Source organism: uncultured Murdochiella sp., assembly GCF_902488755.1.
GTDB lineage: Bacteria > Bacillota > Clostridia > Tissierellales > Peptoniphilaceae > Murdochiella.
Genome location: NZ_CABTXF010000024.1, coordinates 1 through 18457, shown reverse-complemented (window position 1 = coordinate 18457; position 18457 = coordinate 1). Strand labels below are relative to the sequence as shown.

Here is an 18457-nt window from a genome sequence, read left to right as displayed (position 1 = left end):
GTTTGGCACCTCGATGTCGGCTCGTCTCATCCTGGGGCTGAAGTAGGTCCCAAGGGTTGGGCTGTTCGCCCATTAAAGAGGTACGCGAGCTGGGTTCAGAACGTCGTGAGACAGTTCGGTCCCTATCCAGCGTGGGCGTAAGAAATTTGAGAGGAGCTGTCCCTAGTACGAGAGGACCGGGATGGACGAACCGATGGTGTACCGGTTGTTTCGCCAGAAGCATAGCCGGGTAGCTACGTTCGGACGGGATAAGCGCTGAAGGCATCTAAGCGCGAAGCCCCCCTCGAGATGAGATTTCTAAGAGACCGGGAAGAAAACCCGGTTGATAGGTCCGAGGTGGAAGCGCAGTAATGCGTGGAGCTAACGGATACTAATCTCTCGAACATTTGACCAGAAATACCTATTAAGATTGTGAAATGGTCTAACAAGCGAAGCGGTTGGCAGCCATTTCATACGCAAAGATTTCCCGCAAGGCAAGCGCGTAGCGCGAAGGCGAGCGGAAGAAATCGACTGCGTCGGAGACGGAAAGGTCTAAGTAAGGCGTAGATGCGGAATTGTTAAGAATTAAATATGGTGACGATAGCACGGGGGATACACCTGTTCCCATCTCGAACACAGAAGTTAAGCCCCGTATCGCCGATGGTACTTGGTTGGAAACGGCCTGGGAGAGTAGGTAGTCGCCAAATAAGAGAAGAGAGGGCACGCAGGTGTCCTTTCTTTATATCGCGGGGTAGAGAAGTGGCATCTCGTCGGGCTCATAACCCGGAGGTCGTAGGTTCGAATCCTGCCCCCGCAATGGAAAAAAGAGAAGAGTGGTCCGGTGGATCGCTCTTCTCTTTTGTTTGTAGAGGGTAGGGGGCAGGAGGAGAACCCGGTAAATTAATTTTATTTTTGCGTTTAGAATAAATCATAATGGTTAAAATATCTTTGAATGATAGCTGCTCTTTCCAAGCAGAGGGAAAACGATTGCGCGTTATGAGGAATGAGAAAGGAGTGTGCGGAAAATGTATAGGGTAGATTTAAACAGTGACATTGGTGAAGGCTATGGCTCTTATGTATTAGGCATGGACGAAGAAATTTTGAAATACGTTACGAGTATCAATCTTGCCTGCGGATGGCATGCAGGGGACTGCAACATCATGGACAAGACGGTAAAGATGGCAAAAGAGCAGGGCGTACATGTCGGCGCACATCCCGGATATCCCGATCTTTTGGGCTTTGGTCGACGCGCCATGGCGATTAGCCGTGAAGAAGCGAAGAACTACATGCTCTATCAAACTGGCGCACTTTTAGCGTTTACCAAGGCGCATGGAATCAAACTACAGCATGTAAAATTGCACGGTGCTTTTTATAACAAGGCGTGCGTGGATCCTGAATTAGCGGATGGCGTAGTCGAAGGCTTATCGCAATTGAAAGAAGAGAATATTATTTTAATGGCATTAAGTGGAAGCTATATCGCGCAAGAAGCAAAAAAACGTGGACTTCGCGTAGCACAAGAAGTATTTGCCGATCGTGGTTATAATGCGGATGGAACCTTAGTCAATCGTTCTAAACCCGGGGCTTTCGTAAAAAATATCGAGGACGCTCTGCCGAGAGTTATCCGGATGATTAAGGAAGGAAAAGTTACAACTGCAGATGGGCAGGATATTGCCATTCAGGCCGATTCTATCTGTGTGCACGGCGATAATCCGAAAGCCATTGAATTTGTAAAACAAATTCGTCAGGGCTTAGTGGATGCAGGCATTGAAGTTTCCCCAATTGAAACGTTTATTTCGTGAGGTGGATGATGGAAAACAAAAATATAATTACGAAAAAAACAAAACCAAACTGGTCCATTCTCATTGGAGCCGCTTTTCTTATGGCGACTTCAGCGATTGGTCCCGGATTTATGACACAAACGGCGAAGTTTACGAATGACCTTCAGGCGGATTTTGCCTTTGTTATCCTCGTCTCCATTATTATGAGTTACATTGCGCAAATGAATGTCTGGCGCGTTATCGCGGTTTCCGGTCTGCGCGGTCAGGATATCGCCAACAAGCTCCTTCCCGGATTAGGATACTTTATCGCCTTTTTAGTCAGTCTTGGCGGCTTTGCGTTCAATATCGGCAATGTTGGTGGTGCGGGTCTTGGGCTGAATGTCATTTTTGGCATTGACACCAAGATGGGTGCCGTGATTGCCGCTATTTTGGGCATTATCATCTTCACTTCGAAGTCGGCAGGAAGTGCGATGGATAAGTTGACGCAGATCTTAGGTGCCATAATGATTCTTTTGATTGGCTATGTATGTGTTACCACAGTTCCACCCGTCGGTTTGGCAGCGAAAAGTGCGGTCAGTCCCTCTGATATGCAGAGCACCTTGCCGGCAGTTTTGACATTACTTGGGGGCACCGTAGGTGGATATATTATTTTTTCCGGCGGTCATCGTTTGATTGATGCCGGCATTACCGGAGAAGAAAACTTGAAGGAAGTCACAAAATCAGCGACTCTCGGCATTGGTGTCGCCTTTATTGTTCGTGTATTACTCTTTCTTGCCGTTCTTGGCGTCGTTGCCGCCGGAACTGCCCTGGATCAAAACAACGTGGCAGCCTCGGCATTTCGCATTGCCAGTGGCGAAGTAGGATATAAAATTTTTGGGATTGTCTATACCGCTGCTGCTTTGACCTCTGTTGTGGGATGTGCTTTTACTTCTGTATCGTTCTTACGCACGCTGTTCAAGGTAGTGAACGAAAAAGCCAATCTCTTTACCATTGGCTTTATTGTTATTTCAACGATCTTCTATGTTTTCATCGGTCAACCGCAGAAGCTCTTGGTTCTCGTGGGTGCATTGAATGGTTTAATTCTCCCCATTACGTTGGCGGTCATGTTGTTGGCAAGCCGTAAGAAGAACATCATCGGGGAATACAAGCATCCTCCGGTATTGTTTTATCTTGGCTGGGTAGTTACTTTCATTTCTGCTTACTTGGGCGTAACGACGATGGTGAAGAATTTGTCCACTTTTCTATAACATGACGGGATGAAAATCGAGAATAGTTGATATACGATGAGGACGATCCCAACGCATCGTTGAAAGGAGAACGGGATGTACGAACAGGCGCGTTTTTTGCCGATGGGAGATTGTGCACTCGTCATGGAATTTGCAAACGAAATTTCCAAAGAGGTAAATGCACGTATCCGTCAAACGACAAAAGCTATCGAAAAAATAGAAGGGGTTATCGAAGTCTTGCCGACGTATCGTTCCATTACGATTTTTTATCGACCGGATCAGATTGCGTACGATGAGCTGGTTACCAAACTGCAAACGATAAAAGAAGGAAACGAAGAAGGCGACAGCCTGAGCAGACGTATTGAGATTCCTACTGTGTATGGCGGGGAATATGGCCCGGATCTTGCGTATGTTGCACAACATGCTTCCTTAAGTGAAGAAGAAGTTATTCGCATTCATACCGGCACAGATTATCTGGTGTACATGCTCGGCTTTTCTCCGGGGTTTACCTATTTGGGCGGTCTTGATGAGCGGATCGCTACGCCGCGGTTGGAATCGCCAAGAGTTAAAATTCCTGCTGGGTCGGTCGGCATTGCCGGTAGCCAAACGGGAATGTATCCTTCGGAATCGCCCGGTGGATGGCAGTTAATTGGTCGAACACCGTTGAAGCTCTATGACCCGGCAAAAGAGCCGCCCGTATTTATTCAGGCGGGCGACTATATCCGCTATGTGGCGATTACCGAATCCGAATATGCGGAGATTGAAGAACAAGTAACGACAGGACGATTCCAAGTAAAAATGGAACGGATGGAAGGAGGTATCCAATGACGAACGTGATGGTAAAAATTGGTGGCCTTCTGACAACGGTACAGGACAATGGGCGAATCGGCTACCAAAAATACGGTATCACGCAAGCAGGCGTTATGGATGTGGAAAGTTACCGTTACGCGAATGCGCTTGTCGGAAATTCACCGGATGCGGCGGTCTTGGAAATCAATTACATGGGACCGGAACTCATTTTTGAAGAAGACACGATGATTGCCGTTACAGGGGCGGATTGTCTATTGACCATTAATGGCGAAGAGGTAGCTATGAATGAGTCGCATCTTGTTCCTGCGGGAGGAAGCTTGCGTTTTGTCCAGATGCGAAAAGGAGTTCGTTCCTATTTAGCTTTTGGAGGAGAGATTGACATTCCAGAGGTAAATGGAAGTAAATCAACCTTTTTCAAAGGGCATATTGGCGGTTTTGAAGGGCGTCAGCTGAAGCCGAAAGATATATTGCGACTTCGATCCCACAAACCGTTCAAAAAACGGGTGTTGGCGGCGGAATTCAAGCCGACTTTAAGTCAGGATGTAACGCTTCGCGTGGTGATGGGTCCGCAGGACGATTATTTTACGGACGAGGGGATAAAGACCTTTTTGGGCGATTCTCCCTACACCGTCACTAAATATGCAGACCGCATGGGGTATCGTCTTGACGGAGCGGAAATTTCCTTTAAGGAAGGCGCAGACATTATTTCCGATGGTACGGCTATGGGAGCGATTCAGGTGCCAAAGGACGGGAAACCGATCATTCTGATGGCGGATCGCCAAACGACAGGCGGCTATACCAAGATTGCCACGGTCATCTCTGCGGATTTGCCCATTGTAGCGCAATTGGCAGGCAATGCTAAAATTCATTTTGTTGCCCTTTCTTTGGAAGAGGCAGCAGAAGTGGGTAAGCGGTTCCGAGAAAAAATAGAGCGCGCAGAACAGTATCTTGCCTAAGCGCAGGTGGTTCTCCGAATAGGAAGAGACGGCGTATCCTGTTATGGAAACGATGGGAATATGCGCGTCTTGCAATTAAGAAGAAAAAGAGAACTGCATGAGAACAAGAAAACGTTCGATGCAGCTCTCTTTTTTCGTTGTCACTTGCGTACTGAACGGAAAGTGGTATCGTTAAGGAGGCGTACTACGAAGGCAGTCCTTTCTATATCCTATAGAGAGCAATCGTTTTCAACGTTCATTGGCTGCCGGTGCACATGGTAACCGTGGTCTGCCACGACACGACTGCGATGAGAAACGAAAAGCAAGAAAAAAGGAGAAGACAATGGCGGATGCGTTTCGCGTGGAACATGACTCCCTTGGGGAAGTAAAAGTACCGAAACAGGCGTATTATGGGGCGAATACAATGCGAGCAGTGGAGAATTTCCCTATTACAGGAAATCCGATAGATCCGCGCTTTATTCGCGCCATTGTGGAGGTCAAAAAAGCGGCGGCTTTGATGAATTATGAAGTGCATCAGCTCAACGAAACGCGCACTAAGGCGATTGTGTCCGCCTGTGATCGGATACTCGCCGGAGAAAATATGGATCAATTTGTCGTAGATCCGATTCAGGGCGGTGCAGGAACCTCGTTTAATATGAACGCCAACGAAGTCATAGCGAATATGGCTACAGAATCGTTGGGCGGTGAGCTGGGCTCGTATCGTCCTGTGCATCCCAACGATCATGTCAACGAAGGGCAGTCCACCAATGATGTTATCCCCACCGCTGGAAAAATAGCGATGATTCGGTATTTTCAAGACCTTAAAGAAGAAGCGACAAAACTCAATGCGGCGTTTGAAAAGAAAAGCCGTGAGTTTGACGGATACATTAAAATGGGACGCACGCAGAATCAAGATGCTGTCCCTATTCGCCTTGGACAGGAGTTTGCGGCGTATACGGCCGTTCTACAGCGCGACGTGAAACGCTTTGATGCGGCAATTGATGCGCTTTCGGTGGTAAATTTGGGCGGAACGGCAATCGGTACGGGACTCAATGCGGACGTAAAGTATGTGAAATACGTTGTTTCCAAACTCAATGAAGTAACGGGACTTTCCCTTTGCCAGAATGAAGACTTAATTGACGGAACACAGAATTTAGATGGTTTTTTGGTGGCTTCCTCTGTATTAAAAAACTATGCGCTTTCGCTTTCCAAGATTGCGAATGATTTGCGTTTTTTAAGCTCCGGTCCTCGTTCGGGTATTCATGAAATCACGTTGCCTGCACGCCAGGCAGGTTCCTCCATTATGCCCGGAAAAGTCAATCCGGTTATTCCGGAAGTGGTTAACCAAGTGGCATTTGCCGTTGTGGGAAACGATATGACCGTTACCATGTGTGTGGAGGGCGGACAGCTGGAGCTTAATGCTTTTGAACCGGTTTGCTTTTATAAGATTTTTGAGTCGCTGCGCAGTTTGCGAGGCGCTATTTACACCTTCCGCGTGCATTGTATTGAGGGACTTGTCGCGAACAAGAAGAGCTTAGAAGAAGAGGTGGAACGAAGCGTAGGTATTGTTACCGCGCTGGCTCCGCACATCGGCTACGAGACGGCGGCGCGACTGGCAAAAAGCGCTCTGGCGACGAACAAGTCACTTCGCGATTTAGTTCTGGAAGAAAAGCTGATGAGCGCGAAGAAGCTGGAACGTATTTTTAATCCGTATGAAATGACCCATCCCGGCATTGCCGGAAAAGAAGAGGACGAAACGGGACAGTAAAAGTTTTCGTAGAATTAAAAACTTTATAATTTATTAAGAAATATGTAGCGAACAATAGGGCTGTTCGCATATACTAAATAAGAACCCGATAATGCGAAATAGAACCATAGGAAGGAGGACGCCTTGGACAACGCATTTATTGCCGTGCGGCATCTCTATAAAGTCTTTCATATGGGCGAGGAAAAGGTCTATGCGCTGCGCGATGTGAATTTGGATATTGCGCGCGGCGAGATGGTGTGTCTGCTTGGTCCATCCGGGTCGGGGAAGTCCACCCTCTTAAATGCCTTGGCTGGCTTGGAAAAGCCGACAAAAGGAGAAATTGTTATCGGCGGTGTCCATTTGGAACAACTTTCCGAATCCCAAGTGACGCTGTTTCGCAGCTTAAATGTTGGCTTTGTCTTTCAATCCTATAATCTCATTCCCACGCTGGACGCTATGGAAAATGTCACACTGGGGATGATGCTGAAAGGTGTGCCGAAGAAGGAATATGAGGAAGCAGCAAAGCGAGTCTTGACTTTGGTTGGTTTGGGCGAACGCCTGCATCATCGCCCCAATCAGCTTTCCGGCGGACAACAGCAGCGTGTTTCTATTGCGCGCGCATTGGTTGGCAATCCGAAGATTCTGTTTGCAGATGAACCAACCGGAAACTTGGATACCAAAACCAGTTTTGAAGTGATGGAACTCATTTCGCACGTAGCGAAGGAAGAAAATGTAACGGTGATTATGGTTACGCACGATGAAGAGATGACCGGTTATGCCGATCGGATGTTCCACATGCGTGACGGACAAATTGAACGCATTCATGAGCGGAGATAAGAGAGGAGAAACCATGGGCGGAGCGACCTATATTCCGGGTGTAACGGATGTGCCTTCCGATGGCGGCAATACTGCCGCAAACATTACCAATAAACCAAAGTTAATCATTTCCAATTACAGCTTAGACCCGGAAATGCCTCATGCCGGCGAAGAATTTGAAGTATACCTGACCTTTTACAATACCAATGCCGAAAAATCGGTACGCAATATTAAAATCAGCATCGGGGGAGGAGAAGGCGGAACTTCGGCTACCGGCCCGCAAACGGGGCAGGGACAGACGTTGGCTCCATCGGGTAGCTCCGGCTCGGTATTTACCCCGGTCGGCTCTTCCAATACGTTTTATATTTCGCGCATTCGTCCGCAGGAAACGGACAACAAAACCATTCGCCTAAAGACTGCGCCAACGCTTGCGGCGCAGAATTATTCCATCAACGTTTCTTTTGAATATGAAGATTTGTTAGGCAATGAATTTACAGCCACCGAGACCATCGGTATTCCTGTCGTGCAGACGGCGGATATTTTGGTGGGAGATGTGCAGATGAACGGCGGTCAGGAAGAAGCACCCATCATGATGGGGATGCCGACGAACATCGATTTGGACATGTATAATATCGGCAAAGACCAGCTAACGACGTATATGGTGACGATTGAGGGCAAGGGCTTTACCGTAAACGGTTCTCCACGCTATTTTGTCGGTAATTTTGCTCCGGGCGCAGCCGATCGTTTTTCCGCCGAAATCGTGCCACAGGAGAATGAGATTTCGGGCAATATCGTGATTACGTTTGAAGATTCCACCGGCAAGAAACACGAACAAAAACAGCCCTTTGAAGCAAAAGTGGAAGGCAGTGACCAGGGGATGAATGTGGATCCTTCGAAACTGCGCAAGGATGAAAAAACGGGCTTGCTCGTGGATGATCAGACCAGTCAGTACTATGACGCGAATACATTGGAACCCGTTGCGCCGCCCGAAGCGCATACGTTCCCGATTATTCCCGTAGGCATCGGTGTTGTAGCGATCATCGCAGTGCTTCTTTTGGTGCGTCGCTACCGCAAGAAAAAGCAGCAGCAAAAGGAGTTGGATCTCGATGCGTAATGTCGAGCTGGTCATGCTGGCCTGGCGTAATTTAAGACGCCGTAAATCCCGCACGATTCTTACCGTCATAAGCGTCGTCATCGGCGCGGTGGCGATTATTCTGATGCTTTCTTTCGGCTATGGCATTCAGGAGAGCAACCGCCGACAAATGGAGCAGTTTGCGCAGCTCAATGCCATCCGCGTGGATCCGACCGCGTATGAAGAACCGGAGAATGCGAAGGCAACGCAACGGGAAGGCTATCTGCGCGACGAAGAGATTAAAAAGATTAAGCAGATTCCGCATGTCAAAGACGTTTTGGCAGCAAAGAACCTGCGTTACGAAGTGGCATTCAAGGATCCGAACATGAGCATTTTCGGAGAGATTTCCGCAATCGATTTTGATGAGCTGCGAAAAACCGATATTGTGATGGAAAAGGGAAGTATCCCAACCAACACCAAGAAAGATCCATTCCTTGTCGGCAGTAGCATCGTAGCCTATCGCTTCGATCGCAAAAATCCACGCGCCAACATGGAATCGGTTTACGACTTGGATTTTTCGCGGGAAAAACTGGTATTAAAGACCTATAACTATTCTTCACCGGAAGACGGGATTTCCATCGGCAACAATGATCAATCCATAAAGCTGCCACTCACCTATGGCGGAACGTTTTCGAAGTCGGATATTTTGGTGCCGAGAGGATTATATGTCTCCTTTGACACCTTAGAGCACATGGAAAAAGAAGTGCAGAAGCGTGGAAGATCGGAAAACCCCGAAGGAGAAAAATCACCGTCGCCGGCTCCGAAAAAGCTGACGCGGGGAAGAAAAATTCGCTATTACGACAGCGCGACCGTTACCGTAGACGATATTAGTCAGACGCAAAAGGTGGTGGATGCGATTAACGATATGCACCTGAACGCTTACGCTAACTCCGACTCCATCCGTGGACAAGAAGAAGCCTTGCGCGTTGTACGCTGGGTTTTTGCCGGCATCGGATCTATTTCTCTTCTCATTTCGGCAATAGGAATTGCCAATACCATGCTCATGTCTATTCATGAACGCACGCGCGAAATCGGCGTTATGAAGGTCATTGGCGCACAAATTAGCGATGTACGGCTGATGTTTTTGGTGGAGTCCATGCTTATTGGCGTCATTGGCGGCATTATCGGTATCGGATTTTCCTATCTCTTTTCCTTCGGTTTCAACCATTTCTTTGCCCAAGCCATGATTGGAGAAGGCTTTGCCGATGAGCAGCAGCTCAGCCTCATTCCGTTTTGGCTGCCTTTTGCCGCGTTTGGCTTTTCTGCCTTGATCGGTTTGGTCGCCGGATATCTTCCCGCAAAGCGGGCTACGCAGATTTCTGCCATTGAGGCGATTCGTACCGATTAATGCTACAACGATTCCTTCACATTCTCGCCTTTTTATGCCTCACACAGTGTGTTAAGATGAGAGGGAGAACTGCGGAGGAAATCATGCAACGACCGTTTGTGACAGCTGTGGTGACTGGCGCGGGCTTAGGTACACGCATGGGTCACGGTAAAAATAAGATGCTTATTGAAATCGACGGCGGTCGAGTACTGCAGCGCGCTTTGCGTGCCTTGCGCCGATCGGGCGTGTTTGATGCCTATGTTGTCGTCGTCAAGGAAGATATTTTAGAAACGGTAAAAAAGGACATTCTCCCCCAGGTATTCGGGGAGAATTTTTCACGTGTGACCGTCTGTCTCGGTGGACCGACCCGTCAGGATTCCGTAAAAATGGGGCTTGCGCACTTGCCGGAAGAAACGGATATTATTGCCGTTCATGACGGAGCAAGACCGTTTGTCTCTACGGCGGTCATTCAGCGATGCCTTTCTCGTGTTGAGCAGGGCGATGTGGATGGCGCAATTTGTGTCTTACCGATGAAGGATACGGTAAAATTTGTAAACGAAAAAGGCGTGATTGAAAACACGCCGAATCGAGCGCACCTTTTTAGTGCGCAAACGCCACAGATGTTTACGAAATCCGTATTGCTGGACGCCTACGAAAAGGCAATTTGGGAGCAGATTCCCATTACGGATGACGCGCAGATGGTAGAAATTTTTGGCGGAAAAGTGGCAACCGTGGAAGGCGATGAAGCCAACATCAAGATTACCACCCCTATGGACTTGCTCTTCGGCGAGCGCATTGTGACGGAACGGGAGGATTTAGATGAATGAAGTCGCGTTTCGCACGGGCTTGGGTTACGACGTGCATGAACTGGTCGAAGGACGAAAGCTCATTTTGGGCGGAGTGGATATTCCTTTCGAAAAGGGCTTGCTTGGCCATTCCGATGCAGATTGTTTGGTACATGCTATCAACGATGCGCTGCTTGGCGCGTTGGCACTGGGCGATATCGGGGAGCATTTTCCCGACACCGATCCGCAATACAAAGGTATTTCCTCTTTATTGCTGATGCAGCGCGTTATGGAAATGGTAAGAGAGAAAGGGTATTCCCTCGGCAATATCGATAGCGTCATTATGGCAGAACGACCCAAATTAGCTCCTTATGTTCCTGCCATGCGACGGGCGATTGCCGATACGCTGGCTTGCGATGTCACGCAGATTGCCGTTAAAGCGACGACGACGGAACATCTCGGTTTTGTTGGACGAGAAGAGGGAATAAGCTGTATGGCACAGGTTTTGCTTTATCGCTCGGTTTGAGAGGCGCGGACAGTAGAGTAGACCGAAGAAAAACAGGTAGACAAAGAAGAAAAAGCGTATGCCGCAAGGTTTCGTAGAAAATAGAGGAAGGGAATCCATGGAAGAGAATAAAATAGGACGCATCCGCACAGCGGAATCGGTAACAGAAGGGCATCCGGATAAAATCTGCGATCAGATAGCGGATTCGATTCTGGACGAAGTATTGCGGCAAGATCCTCAATCTCGCTGCGCTTGTGAAGTTATGGCATCGACCGGCATTATTTTTGTTATGGGCGAGTTGAGTACCAAGGCGGATGTAGATATTAACGCCATTGTGCGCAAAACGTTGCAAAAAATCGGTTATACCAATGCAGAAAGCGGTATTGATGCGCAGCATTGCGCCGTCATTACCACCATTCGCGAACAATCGCAGGACATTGCCTGTGGTGTGCTGCATTCCGAAGAAGCTCGCGAAGGCGAACAGGAACAGCTTTCCGGAGAAGGGGCAGGAGATCAGGGAATGGTTTTCGGCTATGCGACGACCGAGACACCGGAATATATGCCCATGCCGCTGATGCTTGCGCACCGGTTGGCAAAACGCTTGGCAGAGGTTCGTCGTGAAGGCATCGTGGAGCATTTGCGGCCGGACGGAAAAACCCAGGTTTCGGTGGAATACGACGAACAGGATCGTCCGAAACGCATTGACGCGATTCTTATTTCTACCCAGCACGACGACAAAGCGGATCAAAAAGCGATTAAAGAAGCACTCTGGGATCACGTGGTAAAAGCCTGTTTAGATCCGCTGATGATTGATTCGCATACGAAATTCTATGTCAATCCGACAGGACGCTTTGAGTTAGGTGGGCCGAATGCGGATACGGGGTTAACGGGACGAAAGATTATTGTAGATACCTATGGCGGTGCCGGACATCATGGCGGCGGCGCTTTTTCCGGCAAAGACCCAACGAAGGTGGATCGTTCCGCTGCGTATTACGCCCGCTATGTCACAAAGAATATTGTTGCCGCCGGTTTGGCGGACAAGGCGGAGATTTGTGTTGCCTATGCCATTGGCCGAGCAGAGCCGTTTTCCATTTCCATCGATACCTTCGGTACGGGAAAACTTTCGGATGAACAGCTCTTGCAAATTATCCGAGAGGTCTTTGACTTCCGCCCGGCGGCCATCATCAAGAAGCTCGATTTACGTCGACCGATTTATGCGCATACGGCGACATACGGTCATTTTGGGCGAACCGATGATCGCTATTCTTGGGAAGAACTGGATCAGGTAGACACATTAAAGAAATATCTGGAGTAGACCATGGCATGGTTACGTAAAAATTTGGCGATCGATTTAGGCACGACAATGATTCAGGTATTTACCCGAACCGAAGGCATCACGTTTCAGGAGCCTTCGGTGGTAGCTCTGGACTTGTATACCGATGCGATTGTGGCGGTGGGCGAAGAGGCGAAAAAAATGCTTGGTCGCACCCCCGGGAATATCGTTGCTCGTCATCCCCTGCAGGATGGGGTTGTTTCCGACTATCGCGCAACGGAAAAAATGCTGGGTGCTTTTCTGCATCGTGCGATCGATAAGAGTTTATTGCATCCGGATGTGATGATCAGCGTTCCTTCTCGCGCCACACAAGTGCAGAAGCGTGCCATCACACAAGCGGCGACGGCAGGCGGAGCGCATGAAACATTTCTTATTGAAGCGCCTCTGGCAGCTGCCTTGGGCGCCGGAGTAGAGGTGTCCGATCCTCATGGAACCCTTATTGCCGATGTGGGCGGTGGTCTGACCGATGTTGCCTTGATTTCGTTGGGCGGAATCGTCGTGGCAGAATCCACGACAACAGCAGGAAATAGCTTTGATGCAGCCATTGCCCGTTATATCCTTGATCAGCATCAAGTGATGATTGGGGAACAGACGGCGGAAGAGAGTAAATTGCGCTTAGGCTCCGTCTTGGCATTGGATGCGCCGGAGCGTATAGAAGTAAAAGGACGCAGCCGCGCGAGCGGTTTGCCAAGTCGTGTCTATCTGACACGCGAGGACCTGAAAGAAGCGCTTGCTCCGCAATTTCAGCAAATAGCGGAAACGGTGTATCGCGTGTTGGCACAAACTCCCCCGGAGCTTTCCTCGGACTTGTTTGATCAGGGAATGCTTCTTTCCGGAGGGGGATCGCTTGTTCGCGGTTTGGGAGAATGCATTCAAAAACGGTGTGGCATCCGTGTAAATTATGTGGAACAACCGATTAGCGCCGTCGTGCGCGGTACAGGAAAAGCGTTAACTTGGATTCGTCGTATGCACGCGAGCGACGATCTTTTAGCGGATAAAACGAGACAGCAGGTGATGAGCCGTGAGATTCTACGCAAACGGTGATCCAAGGAGGAAAACATGGCTAATTTAGTGGAGGAACTCATCGAGCGCGATAAGCAAGGTTCGCCCATTCGCGTTGGCGTAATCGGTGCCGGACAGATGGGAACGGGGATGATTGCCCAAATTTCCACCATTCCGGGAATGTGTGTTACCGGCATTTGCGATGCAGTGGCGGAGCGCGCCGAAGAAGCGAAACGCATTTATCTGGATCGTTCTCAGGATCCGCATAATATCATTACCAGTACAGACTACGAAGAGGTCATTCGCTCCAAAGAAGTGGATGTTATCGTGGAAGCGACCGGCATTACGGAAATTGGGGCGCGCGTTTCGATGGCGACCCTTTTAGCCAAGAAGCATCTGGTGTTGTTGAATGTCGAAGTGGATATCACCATTGGCGTACTGATGAAGCAGCTCTTTGATGCGGCAGGACTGGTGTATACCGGTTCTGACGGAGACGAACCGGCGGCGACATTTAGTCTTTTCAACTTTGCTCGTGCCATGGGTATGGAAGTGCTCGTTGCCGGAAAAGGAAAAAACAATAAGCTAAAATTGTACGCTAATCCCGACACGGCACGGCAGGAAGCGGAAGAACGCGGGATGAATCCGCACATGCTTGCTTCGTTTCAGGATGGTACAAAAACCATGGCAGAGATGACGCTTCTTTCCAATGCCACTGGTTTTCTACCTGATGTGGCAGGAATGCATGGCATTACCGGTGACTTAGATGAGACCGTCAAGCAATTTGATCTTGTTGGGGAAGGCGGAGTACTCCAGCGCTTTGGGGTAGTCGATTATGTGGATGGCATTGCCCCCGGCGTTTTTGTGATTGTAAAGGGACAGAATGCACAGGTTGCCGCGGAGATGAATTACATGCTCAAAAAAGGTGAGCGGAACCATCATATTCTTTATCGCCCCTTCCACCTGGGAAGTCTGGAAACGCCATTGACCATTGCGCGTGCCGTACTACATCACAAAGCGGCCATCGTCCCTCTTGCCAAGCCGGTTTCCGAAACCGTAGCCGTAGCCAAAAAGGATATTGCCAAGGGGGAACCCATTGATGGTATTGGTGGTTTCTGTGTACGAGGACGTATCGAAACCCATGAAACGCAGCAGCAGGAACACCACATTCCCATCGGTCTGTTCGTGGGCGATGCGGTTGCAAAGCGAGATATCGCCAAAGATAGCGTACTGACAGAAGAGGATGTCGCTTTAGATCCGACTACGCAGGTATATCGCCTGCGCAGCCTTCAAGACTCCCTTATCGGCTAACAATTCAGAGGACAGCAGGGGTAAAGTGTGGTAGAATATCCCTGCTTTTCGGGGTGTGGCGCAGCTCGGTAGCGCGCGTGGTTTGGGACCATGAGGTCGCAGGTTCGAATCCTGTCACCCCGAGTAGATACAGTAAAAACGCTGAAAACAAGCGGTTTTCAGGATAAACAAAGTGAATATGCGTTTGACCGAAGGTAGGGGAATCATTGCGTTGGCGTAGGCTATGCAACGCCTTTGTGGACAAGAAAGGGGAGACGATGTATAAGGATTTTCATGTGCAGATCTTTGCGGATGGTGCCGTATTGGAGACGATGAAAAAACAATACGAGAGCGGTCTGGTGGACGGCTTTACGACCAATCCGTCGTTAATGAAAAAGGCAGGCGTTGAGGATTATACGCCGTATGCCAAGAGAGTGGTGGAAGCGATTCCGGATCTCTCGCTTTCCTTTGAAGTTTTTGCGGACGATATGGAAACGATGGAACAAGAAGCACGAAAAATCGCTGTATTGGGCAAAAATGTTTTTGTGAAAATTCCGGTCGTGAACACCAAGGGCGAGAGCATGATTCCTCTTATTGCTCGTCTTTCCGCAGAAGGTGTGAATTTGAATGTTACGGCGGTATATTCTGTAGCGCAGACAAAGGCCATTGTCGAAGCGGTAAGCGAAAAAGCGATCACCTATGTTTCCATTTTTGCGGGACGGTTGGCAGATAACGGACTGGATCCCATTCCGGTCATGACCGAAGCCTCCGAAATTTGCAAGCAATACGACCATGTGCGCCTGCTTTGGGCATCCACACGCGAAGTATGGAATGTTTATGAAGCCGAGAGACTGGGCGTGGATATCATCACTTGCCCGGACGGCGTTTTGCAGAAACTTGCCAAAATTACGGACAAGACACCGGAACAGCTTTCCGTCGATACCGTAGTCGGCTTTAATCACGATATCGCCGATCTCGGCTTTACCATTCGCTAATCCTCATGCGTGCTGTATTGCAAACCGTTAAAGAGGCAGCGGTTACGGTTGATGGCGAGTGTATCGGAGCAATCCGTCGCGGCTATCTGATTTATTTGGGCGTTGGTCCAGAAGATACCCATGAGGAAGTCGTGCGCCTATGGACAAAAATCCGCAAGCTACGCGTCTTTTTGGACAGCGAAGGGAAGACAAACCTTGATTTAGCGGCGGTTCACGGGAACATTTTGTTGGTTTCGCAGTTTACGCTCTTTGCGTCTATTAAGAAAGGAAATCGACCGAGTTTTGCTACCGCTGCGCCACCGGCCTTGGCGGAGAGCCTTTACAAGGAAATGGTGGCACTCATTCGCGAGGAATTGCCGGATATGCAGACCGGTCGTTTTGGAGCGGATATGCTAGTTTCTTCCGTCAATGACGGTCCGTTCACTCTCTGGATAGATACCGACGAGTTGTAAAAGCTGGATGCAGAACACGCATAAACCGGATGGCAAACAAAAGAGGACAAAAGCGTTTTTTTTCGGAAGAAACTATCGCTTGGGAAAAGGAATAGAAAGCAATAAAAAAGCCGGGAATCTCTTCCCGGTTTCCTCATGTCGTATGAAAATCGCCACATATTCTGAAGAAGATGGCTTGATTTCAACGCTTATAAAAAGAAAAATCGGAGTGAGAGGATTTGAACCTCCGGCCTCCTGCTCCCGAAGCAGGCGCGCTACCGAGCTGCGCTACACCCCGTCGAATTGCTGACCATGGCATTGTATCATAAAGTTACGCGGGAAACAAATTTTTCCGTTTCAGGGATAATAAATTCAAGGAAACAAAAAGCAGATGCTTTTTTAGGAAAGCGCCTTTCTCCTTCAGATGGAAAGAGAAAGAAAGAAGAAAATAGGCGAAAACCGAGGAGAGAAGAATGGACAAGCAAGTGGATTTGAAGAAACAGATGCGCGTTATCGAAGACTTTCCGGGACTTGGCATTAGCTACAAGGACATCACCACGATATTGTCGGACGCGGATGCGCTGCAGGCAATGGTGGAACAGCTTGCCGACGCTGCGAAGGACTGGGACTTTGATTACGTGTTAGGCACCGAGTCGCGCGGATTTATTGTGGGAGTACCGGTTGCCGCACGGTTGCATAAAGGCTTTATTATGGCGCGTAAGCCGGGAAAACTGCCCGGTAATTTAGTGCGGAAATCCTACACACTTGAATACGGAGAGGCGGCCATTGAGGTGGATCGGGACTCCGTTCCGGATGGCGCGCGTGTACTGGTAATGGATGACCTTTTGGCAACCGGCGGAACGGCAAAAACGGCTTGTGATTTGGTGGAAGCCGCAGGTGGCGTGGTTGTCGGAGCGCTTTTTTTGACGGAACTCACCGATTTGGGCGGACGCGCTCTGTTGGAGAAAGCTGGCTATCCGGTGCGCGCTTTGCTGACCTGGACAAATTAAAGAAAACAGTCGGAAGAGGCGTTATTTCCGTTTTTAGAAAATAGTTTGCATATGGATTAAGGAGGAGAAATGAAAAAACGGTATTGGGTATTGGCGGCTTTCGCTTTTCTATTTCTTGCGTTTCTGCCGTTAACGGCGGAAGCGGGAGAGGACGAGAAGGCGTTTACCGTGACAAAACGAGCCATGGGTTCCACAGAGGATGGCACGCTGGTTGGCGAATATGATGATTGGTTTTCCGCAGTAGAAAACTGTAAACAGGAAGATTTAGCCAATCAATATGTTATTACGATGAACAAGGATTACACCATTCCGGAACAGGAAGGAAGTTGGGGAAAATCTACCGTTAATCTCTTTTTGCGCTCGAAAGAAGGGCAGCAATACACCTTAAAGCGTATGGGCGGAAGAGATCTTATTTCGCTGGATCACAACACCACGATGCGTATTGAGAACGTCATTCTTGATGGCAACAATGATGGACAAGCCATGATGGTTGCCGGAGATGCTGACAAAGGAAGCGCGCATTTAATACTGGGAAAAGGCACGGTCGTACAAAACTTTAAGGATTTAGAGGGGTATGACGGCACCACGTTTTATTTGTATCAAGGTCCATCCATCCTCACCATTGAAGAAGGCGCCATTTTGCAAAACAACACCGCGACGCAAGGGGGCGGTGTAATTCAAGCGCGTGCGAATACCACCATCAATATAAAAGGCGGAACGTTTCGGAACAATACTTCTGCCAGTGGCGGCGGCGTGGTGTTTACCAACGGCACGTTGAACATTACCGGCGGAACATTTAAGGAGAATGAAGGCAAATACGGCGGAGCGCTTTGGATTGGTTCCCAAGCCACTGCAACAATTGAAGGTGCGACATTCCAGCGCAATCGGGCGGCACAGTCCTATGGCGGAGCTATTTGGGGATCCAATTTCTTTACGGTGAAAAACTCCTCGTTTATTGAAAACAAAGGAAAATGGGGGGGTGCAATCTACGATCAAAAAGGTTTGGATATTGAAAACAGCACGTTTTCTGCTAACCAGGCGACGCAAAATGGCGGCGCACTCGCCCAGCTTGACGGGCAAAAAATGGTTGTGAAGGATTCGACTTTCACGGGCAATACATCGGTGAATGCCGGAGCTATCTATTTGCGCTCTTCAGCGGAAGAAAGCACTGTGACACACTGCACCTTTACGAATAATGAAGCAACGGCGCAGGGCGGAGTTATTTGGGCGAACAACGCGGTTCTTTCCGTTGTAAATAGTACGTTTGAAGAAAATGGGAAAAATACGGGGTACGGCGGTGCGCTGTGTTTTAACGGCGACAAGACGTTTACGGTGAAGAACAGCAGCATTAAAAAGAAT

Annotated in this window: 17 protein-coding genes, 3 tRNA genes and 2 rRNA genes; 21 read left to right on the top strand and 1 reads right to left on the bottom strand. The window is 48.9% G+C overall.

Going from position 1 to position 18457, the window contains the following annotated elements; genetic code table 11:
• The 19 genes from RDL68_RS03900 to dtd form a co-directional block, all read left to right on the top strand.
• Nucleotides 1-394: ribosomal RNA gene (locus RDL68_RS03900) — 23S ribosomal RNA — on the top strand; the annotation flags it as partial.
• Nucleotides 395-569: 175 nt separating this feature from the next.
• Nucleotides 570-686, top strand: a 5S ribosomal RNA gene (gene rrf, locus RDL68_RS03895).
• A gap of 38 nt (nt 687-724) precedes the next feature.
• A tRNA-Met gene (locus RDL68_RS03890) sits at nt 725-796 on the top strand.
• A gap of 208 nt (nt 797-1004) precedes the next feature.
• Nucleotides 1005-1778 (top strand): 5-oxoprolinase subunit PxpA, encoded by a 774-nt coding sequence (locus RDL68_RS03885; RefSeq protein ID WP_308540366.1) that lies wholly within the window; start codon nt 1005-1007, stop codon nt 1776-1778.
• 5 nt (nt 1779-1783) lie between these two features.
• Complete coding sequence (locus tag RDL68_RS03880) at nt 1784-3004, top strand: divalent metal cation transporter (protein WP_308540365.1); 1221 nt, start codon at nt 1784-1786, stop codon at nt 3002-3004.
• 75 nt (nt 3005-3079) lie between these two features.
• Nucleotides 3080-3811, top strand: a complete 732-nt coding sequence (gene pxpB, locus RDL68_RS03875) for a 5-oxoprolinase subunit PxpB (RefSeq protein WP_308540363.1) — start codon at nt 3080-3082, stop codon at nt 3809-3811.
• On the top strand, nt 3808-4749 hold the full coding sequence (locus tag RDL68_RS03870; RefSeq protein ID WP_308540362.1) for a biotin-dependent carboxyltransferase family protein: 942 nt from the start codon (nt 3808-3810) through the stop codon (nt 4747-4749). The genes pxpB and RDL68_RS03870 overlap by 4 nt, the downstream gene beginning before the upstream one ends.
• Nucleotides 4750-5071: 322 nt before the next feature.
• A complete protein-coding gene (locus RDL68_RS03865) occupies nt 5072-6496 on the top strand; it encodes an aspartate ammonia-lyase (protein WP_308540361.1) in 1425 nt (474 codons plus the stop codon).
• Between the two features lie 171 nt (nt 6497-6667).
• Nucleotides 6668-7312, top strand: a complete 645-nt coding sequence (locus RDL68_RS03860) for an ABC transporter ATP-binding protein (RefSeq protein WP_308540368.1) — start codon at nt 6668-6670, stop codon at nt 7310-7312.
• A 13-nt stretch (nt 7313-7325) separates the two neighbouring features.
• Nucleotides 7326-8405, top strand: a complete 1080-nt coding sequence (locus tag RDL68_RS03855) for a hypothetical protein (protein WP_308540360.1) — start codon at nt 7326-7328, stop codon at nt 8403-8405.
• Entirely contained in the window at nt 8398-9771 is a 1374-nt protein-coding gene (locus RDL68_RS03850; protein WP_308540359.1) for an ABC transporter permease, read from the top strand. The genes RDL68_RS03855 and RDL68_RS03850 overlap by 8 nt, the downstream gene beginning before the upstream one ends.
• Before the next feature lie 83 nt (nt 9772-9854).
• Entirely contained in the window at nt 9855-10577 is a 723-nt protein-coding gene (ispD, locus tag RDL68_RS03845) for a 2-C-methyl-D-erythritol 4-phosphate cytidylyltransferase (RefSeq protein WP_308540358.1), read from the top strand.
• Complete coding sequence (gene ispF / locus RDL68_RS03840; RefSeq protein WP_308540357.1) at nt 10570-11061, top strand: 2-C-methyl-D-erythritol 2,4-cyclodiphosphate synthase; 492 nt, start codon at nt 10570-10572, stop codon at nt 11059-11061. Before ispD ends, ispF begins: the two co-directional genes overlap by 8 nt.
• Nucleotides 11062-11158: 97 nt before the next feature.
• Nucleotides 11159-12355, top strand: a complete 1197-nt coding sequence (gene metK / locus RDL68_RS03835; protein WP_308540367.1) for a methionine adenosyltransferase — start codon at nt 11159-11161, stop codon at nt 12353-12355.
• Nucleotides 12356-12358: 3 nt separating this feature from the next.
• On the top strand, nt 12359-13417 hold the full coding sequence (locus RDL68_RS03830; protein WP_308540356.1) for a rod shape-determining protein: 1059 nt from the start codon (nt 12359-12361) through the stop codon (nt 13415-13417).
• Nucleotides 13418-13432: 15 nt separating this feature from the next.
• Nucleotides 13433-14683, top strand: coding sequence for an SAF domain-containing protein (locus RDL68_RS03825; RefSeq protein ID WP_308540355.1), 1251 nt, complete (start codon nt 13433-13435; stop codon nt 14681-14683).
• Between the two features lie 49 nt (nt 14684-14732).
• Nucleotides 14733-14806, top strand: a tRNA-Pro gene (locus RDL68_RS03820).
• A 134-nt stretch (nt 14807-14940) separates the two neighbouring features.
• Nucleotides 14941-15657 (top strand): transaldolase, encoded by a 717-nt coding sequence (locus RDL68_RS03815; RefSeq protein WP_308540354.1) that lies wholly within the window; start codon nt 14941-14943, stop codon nt 15655-15657.
• A gap of 5 nt (nt 15658-15662) precedes the next feature.
• Complete coding sequence (gene dtd, locus RDL68_RS03810) at nt 15663-16109, top strand: D-aminoacyl-tRNA deacylase (protein WP_308540353.1); 447 nt, start codon at nt 15663-15665, stop codon at nt 16107-16109.
• Nucleotides 16110-16312: 203 nt separating this feature from the next.
• Here the strand turns inward: dtd and RDL68_RS03805 are convergent.
• Nucleotides 16313-16386: transfer RNA gene (locus RDL68_RS03805), tRNA-Pro, on the bottom strand.
• Between the two features lie 175 nt (nt 16387-16561).
• Here RDL68_RS03805 and RDL68_RS03800 point away from each other — a divergent pair.
• The gene (locus tag RDL68_RS03800; RefSeq protein ID WP_308540352.1) at nt 16562-17098 is read left to right on the top strand and encodes an adenine phosphoribosyltransferase; all 537 of its coding nucleotides are present in this window, start codon (nt 16562-16564) and stop codon (nt 17096-17098) included.
• Nucleotides 17099-17167: 69 nt separating this feature from the next.
• On the top strand, nt 17168-18457 hold a 1290-nt coding region (locus RDL68_RS03795), incomplete at its 3' end, for a right-handed parallel beta-helix repeat-containing protein (RefSeq protein WP_308540351.1).

Bases quoted from the DNA above. Each gene is read 5' to 3' on its own strand.
- RDL68_RS03850 (WP_308540359.1), top strand. From the start codon at position 8,398: ATGCGTAATGTCGAGCTGGTCATGCTGGCCTGGCGTAATTTAAGACGC.
- RDL68_RS03800 (WP_308540352.1), top strand. From the start codon at position 16,562: ATGGACAAGCAAGTGGATTTGAAGAAACAGATGCGCGTTATCGAAGAC.
- ispF (WP_308540357.1), top strand. From the start codon at position 10,570: ATGAATGAAGTCGCGTTTCGCACGGGCTTGGGTTACGACGTGCATGAA.
- RDL68_RS03830 (WP_308540356.1), top strand. From the start codon at position 12,359: ATGGCATGGTTACGTAAAAATTTGGCGATCGATTTAGGCACGACAATG.
- RDL68_RS03865 (WP_308540361.1), top strand. From the start codon at position 5,072: ATGGCGGATGCGTTTCGCGTGGAACATGACTCCCTTGGGGAAGTAAAA.
- RDL68_RS03855 (WP_308540360.1), top strand. From the start codon at position 7,326: ATGGGCGGAGCGACCTATATTCCGGGTGTAACGGATGTGCCTTCCGAT.
- dtd (WP_308540353.1), top strand. From the start codon at position 15,663: ATGCGTGCTGTATTGCAAACCGTTAAAGAGGCAGCGGTTACGGTTGAT.
- ispD (WP_308540358.1), top strand. From the start codon at position 9,855: ATGCAACGACCGTTTGTGACAGCTGTGGTGACTGGCGCGGGCTTAGGT.
- RDL68_RS03885 (WP_308540366.1), top strand. From the start codon at position 1,005: ATGTATAGGGTAGATTTAAACAGTGACATTGGTGAAGGCTATGGCTCT.
- RDL68_RS03870 (WP_308540362.1), top strand. From the start codon at position 3,808: ATGACGAACGTGATGGTAAAAATTGGTGGCCTTCTGACAACGGTACAG.
- RDL68_RS03880 (WP_308540365.1), top strand. From the start codon at position 1,784: ATGATGGAAAACAAAAATATAATTACGAAAAAAACAAAACCAAACTGG.
- RDL68_RS03815 (WP_308540354.1), top strand. From the start codon at position 14,941: ATGTATAAGGATTTTCATGTGCAGATCTTTGCGGATGGTGCCGTATTG.
- metK (WP_308540367.1), top strand. From the start codon at position 11,159: ATGGAAGAGAATAAAATAGGACGCATCCGCACAGCGGAATCGGTAACA.
- pxpB (WP_308540363.1), top strand. From the start codon at position 3,080: ATGTACGAACAGGCGCGTTTTTTGCCGATGGGAGATTGTGCACTCGTC.
- RDL68_RS03860 (WP_308540368.1), top strand. From the start codon at position 6,668: ATGGGCGAGGAAAAGGTCTATGCGCTGCGCGATGTGAATTTGGATATT.
- RDL68_RS03825 (WP_308540355.1), top strand. From the start codon at position 13,433: ATGGCTAATTTAGTGGAGGAACTCATCGAGCGCGATAAGCAAGGTTCG.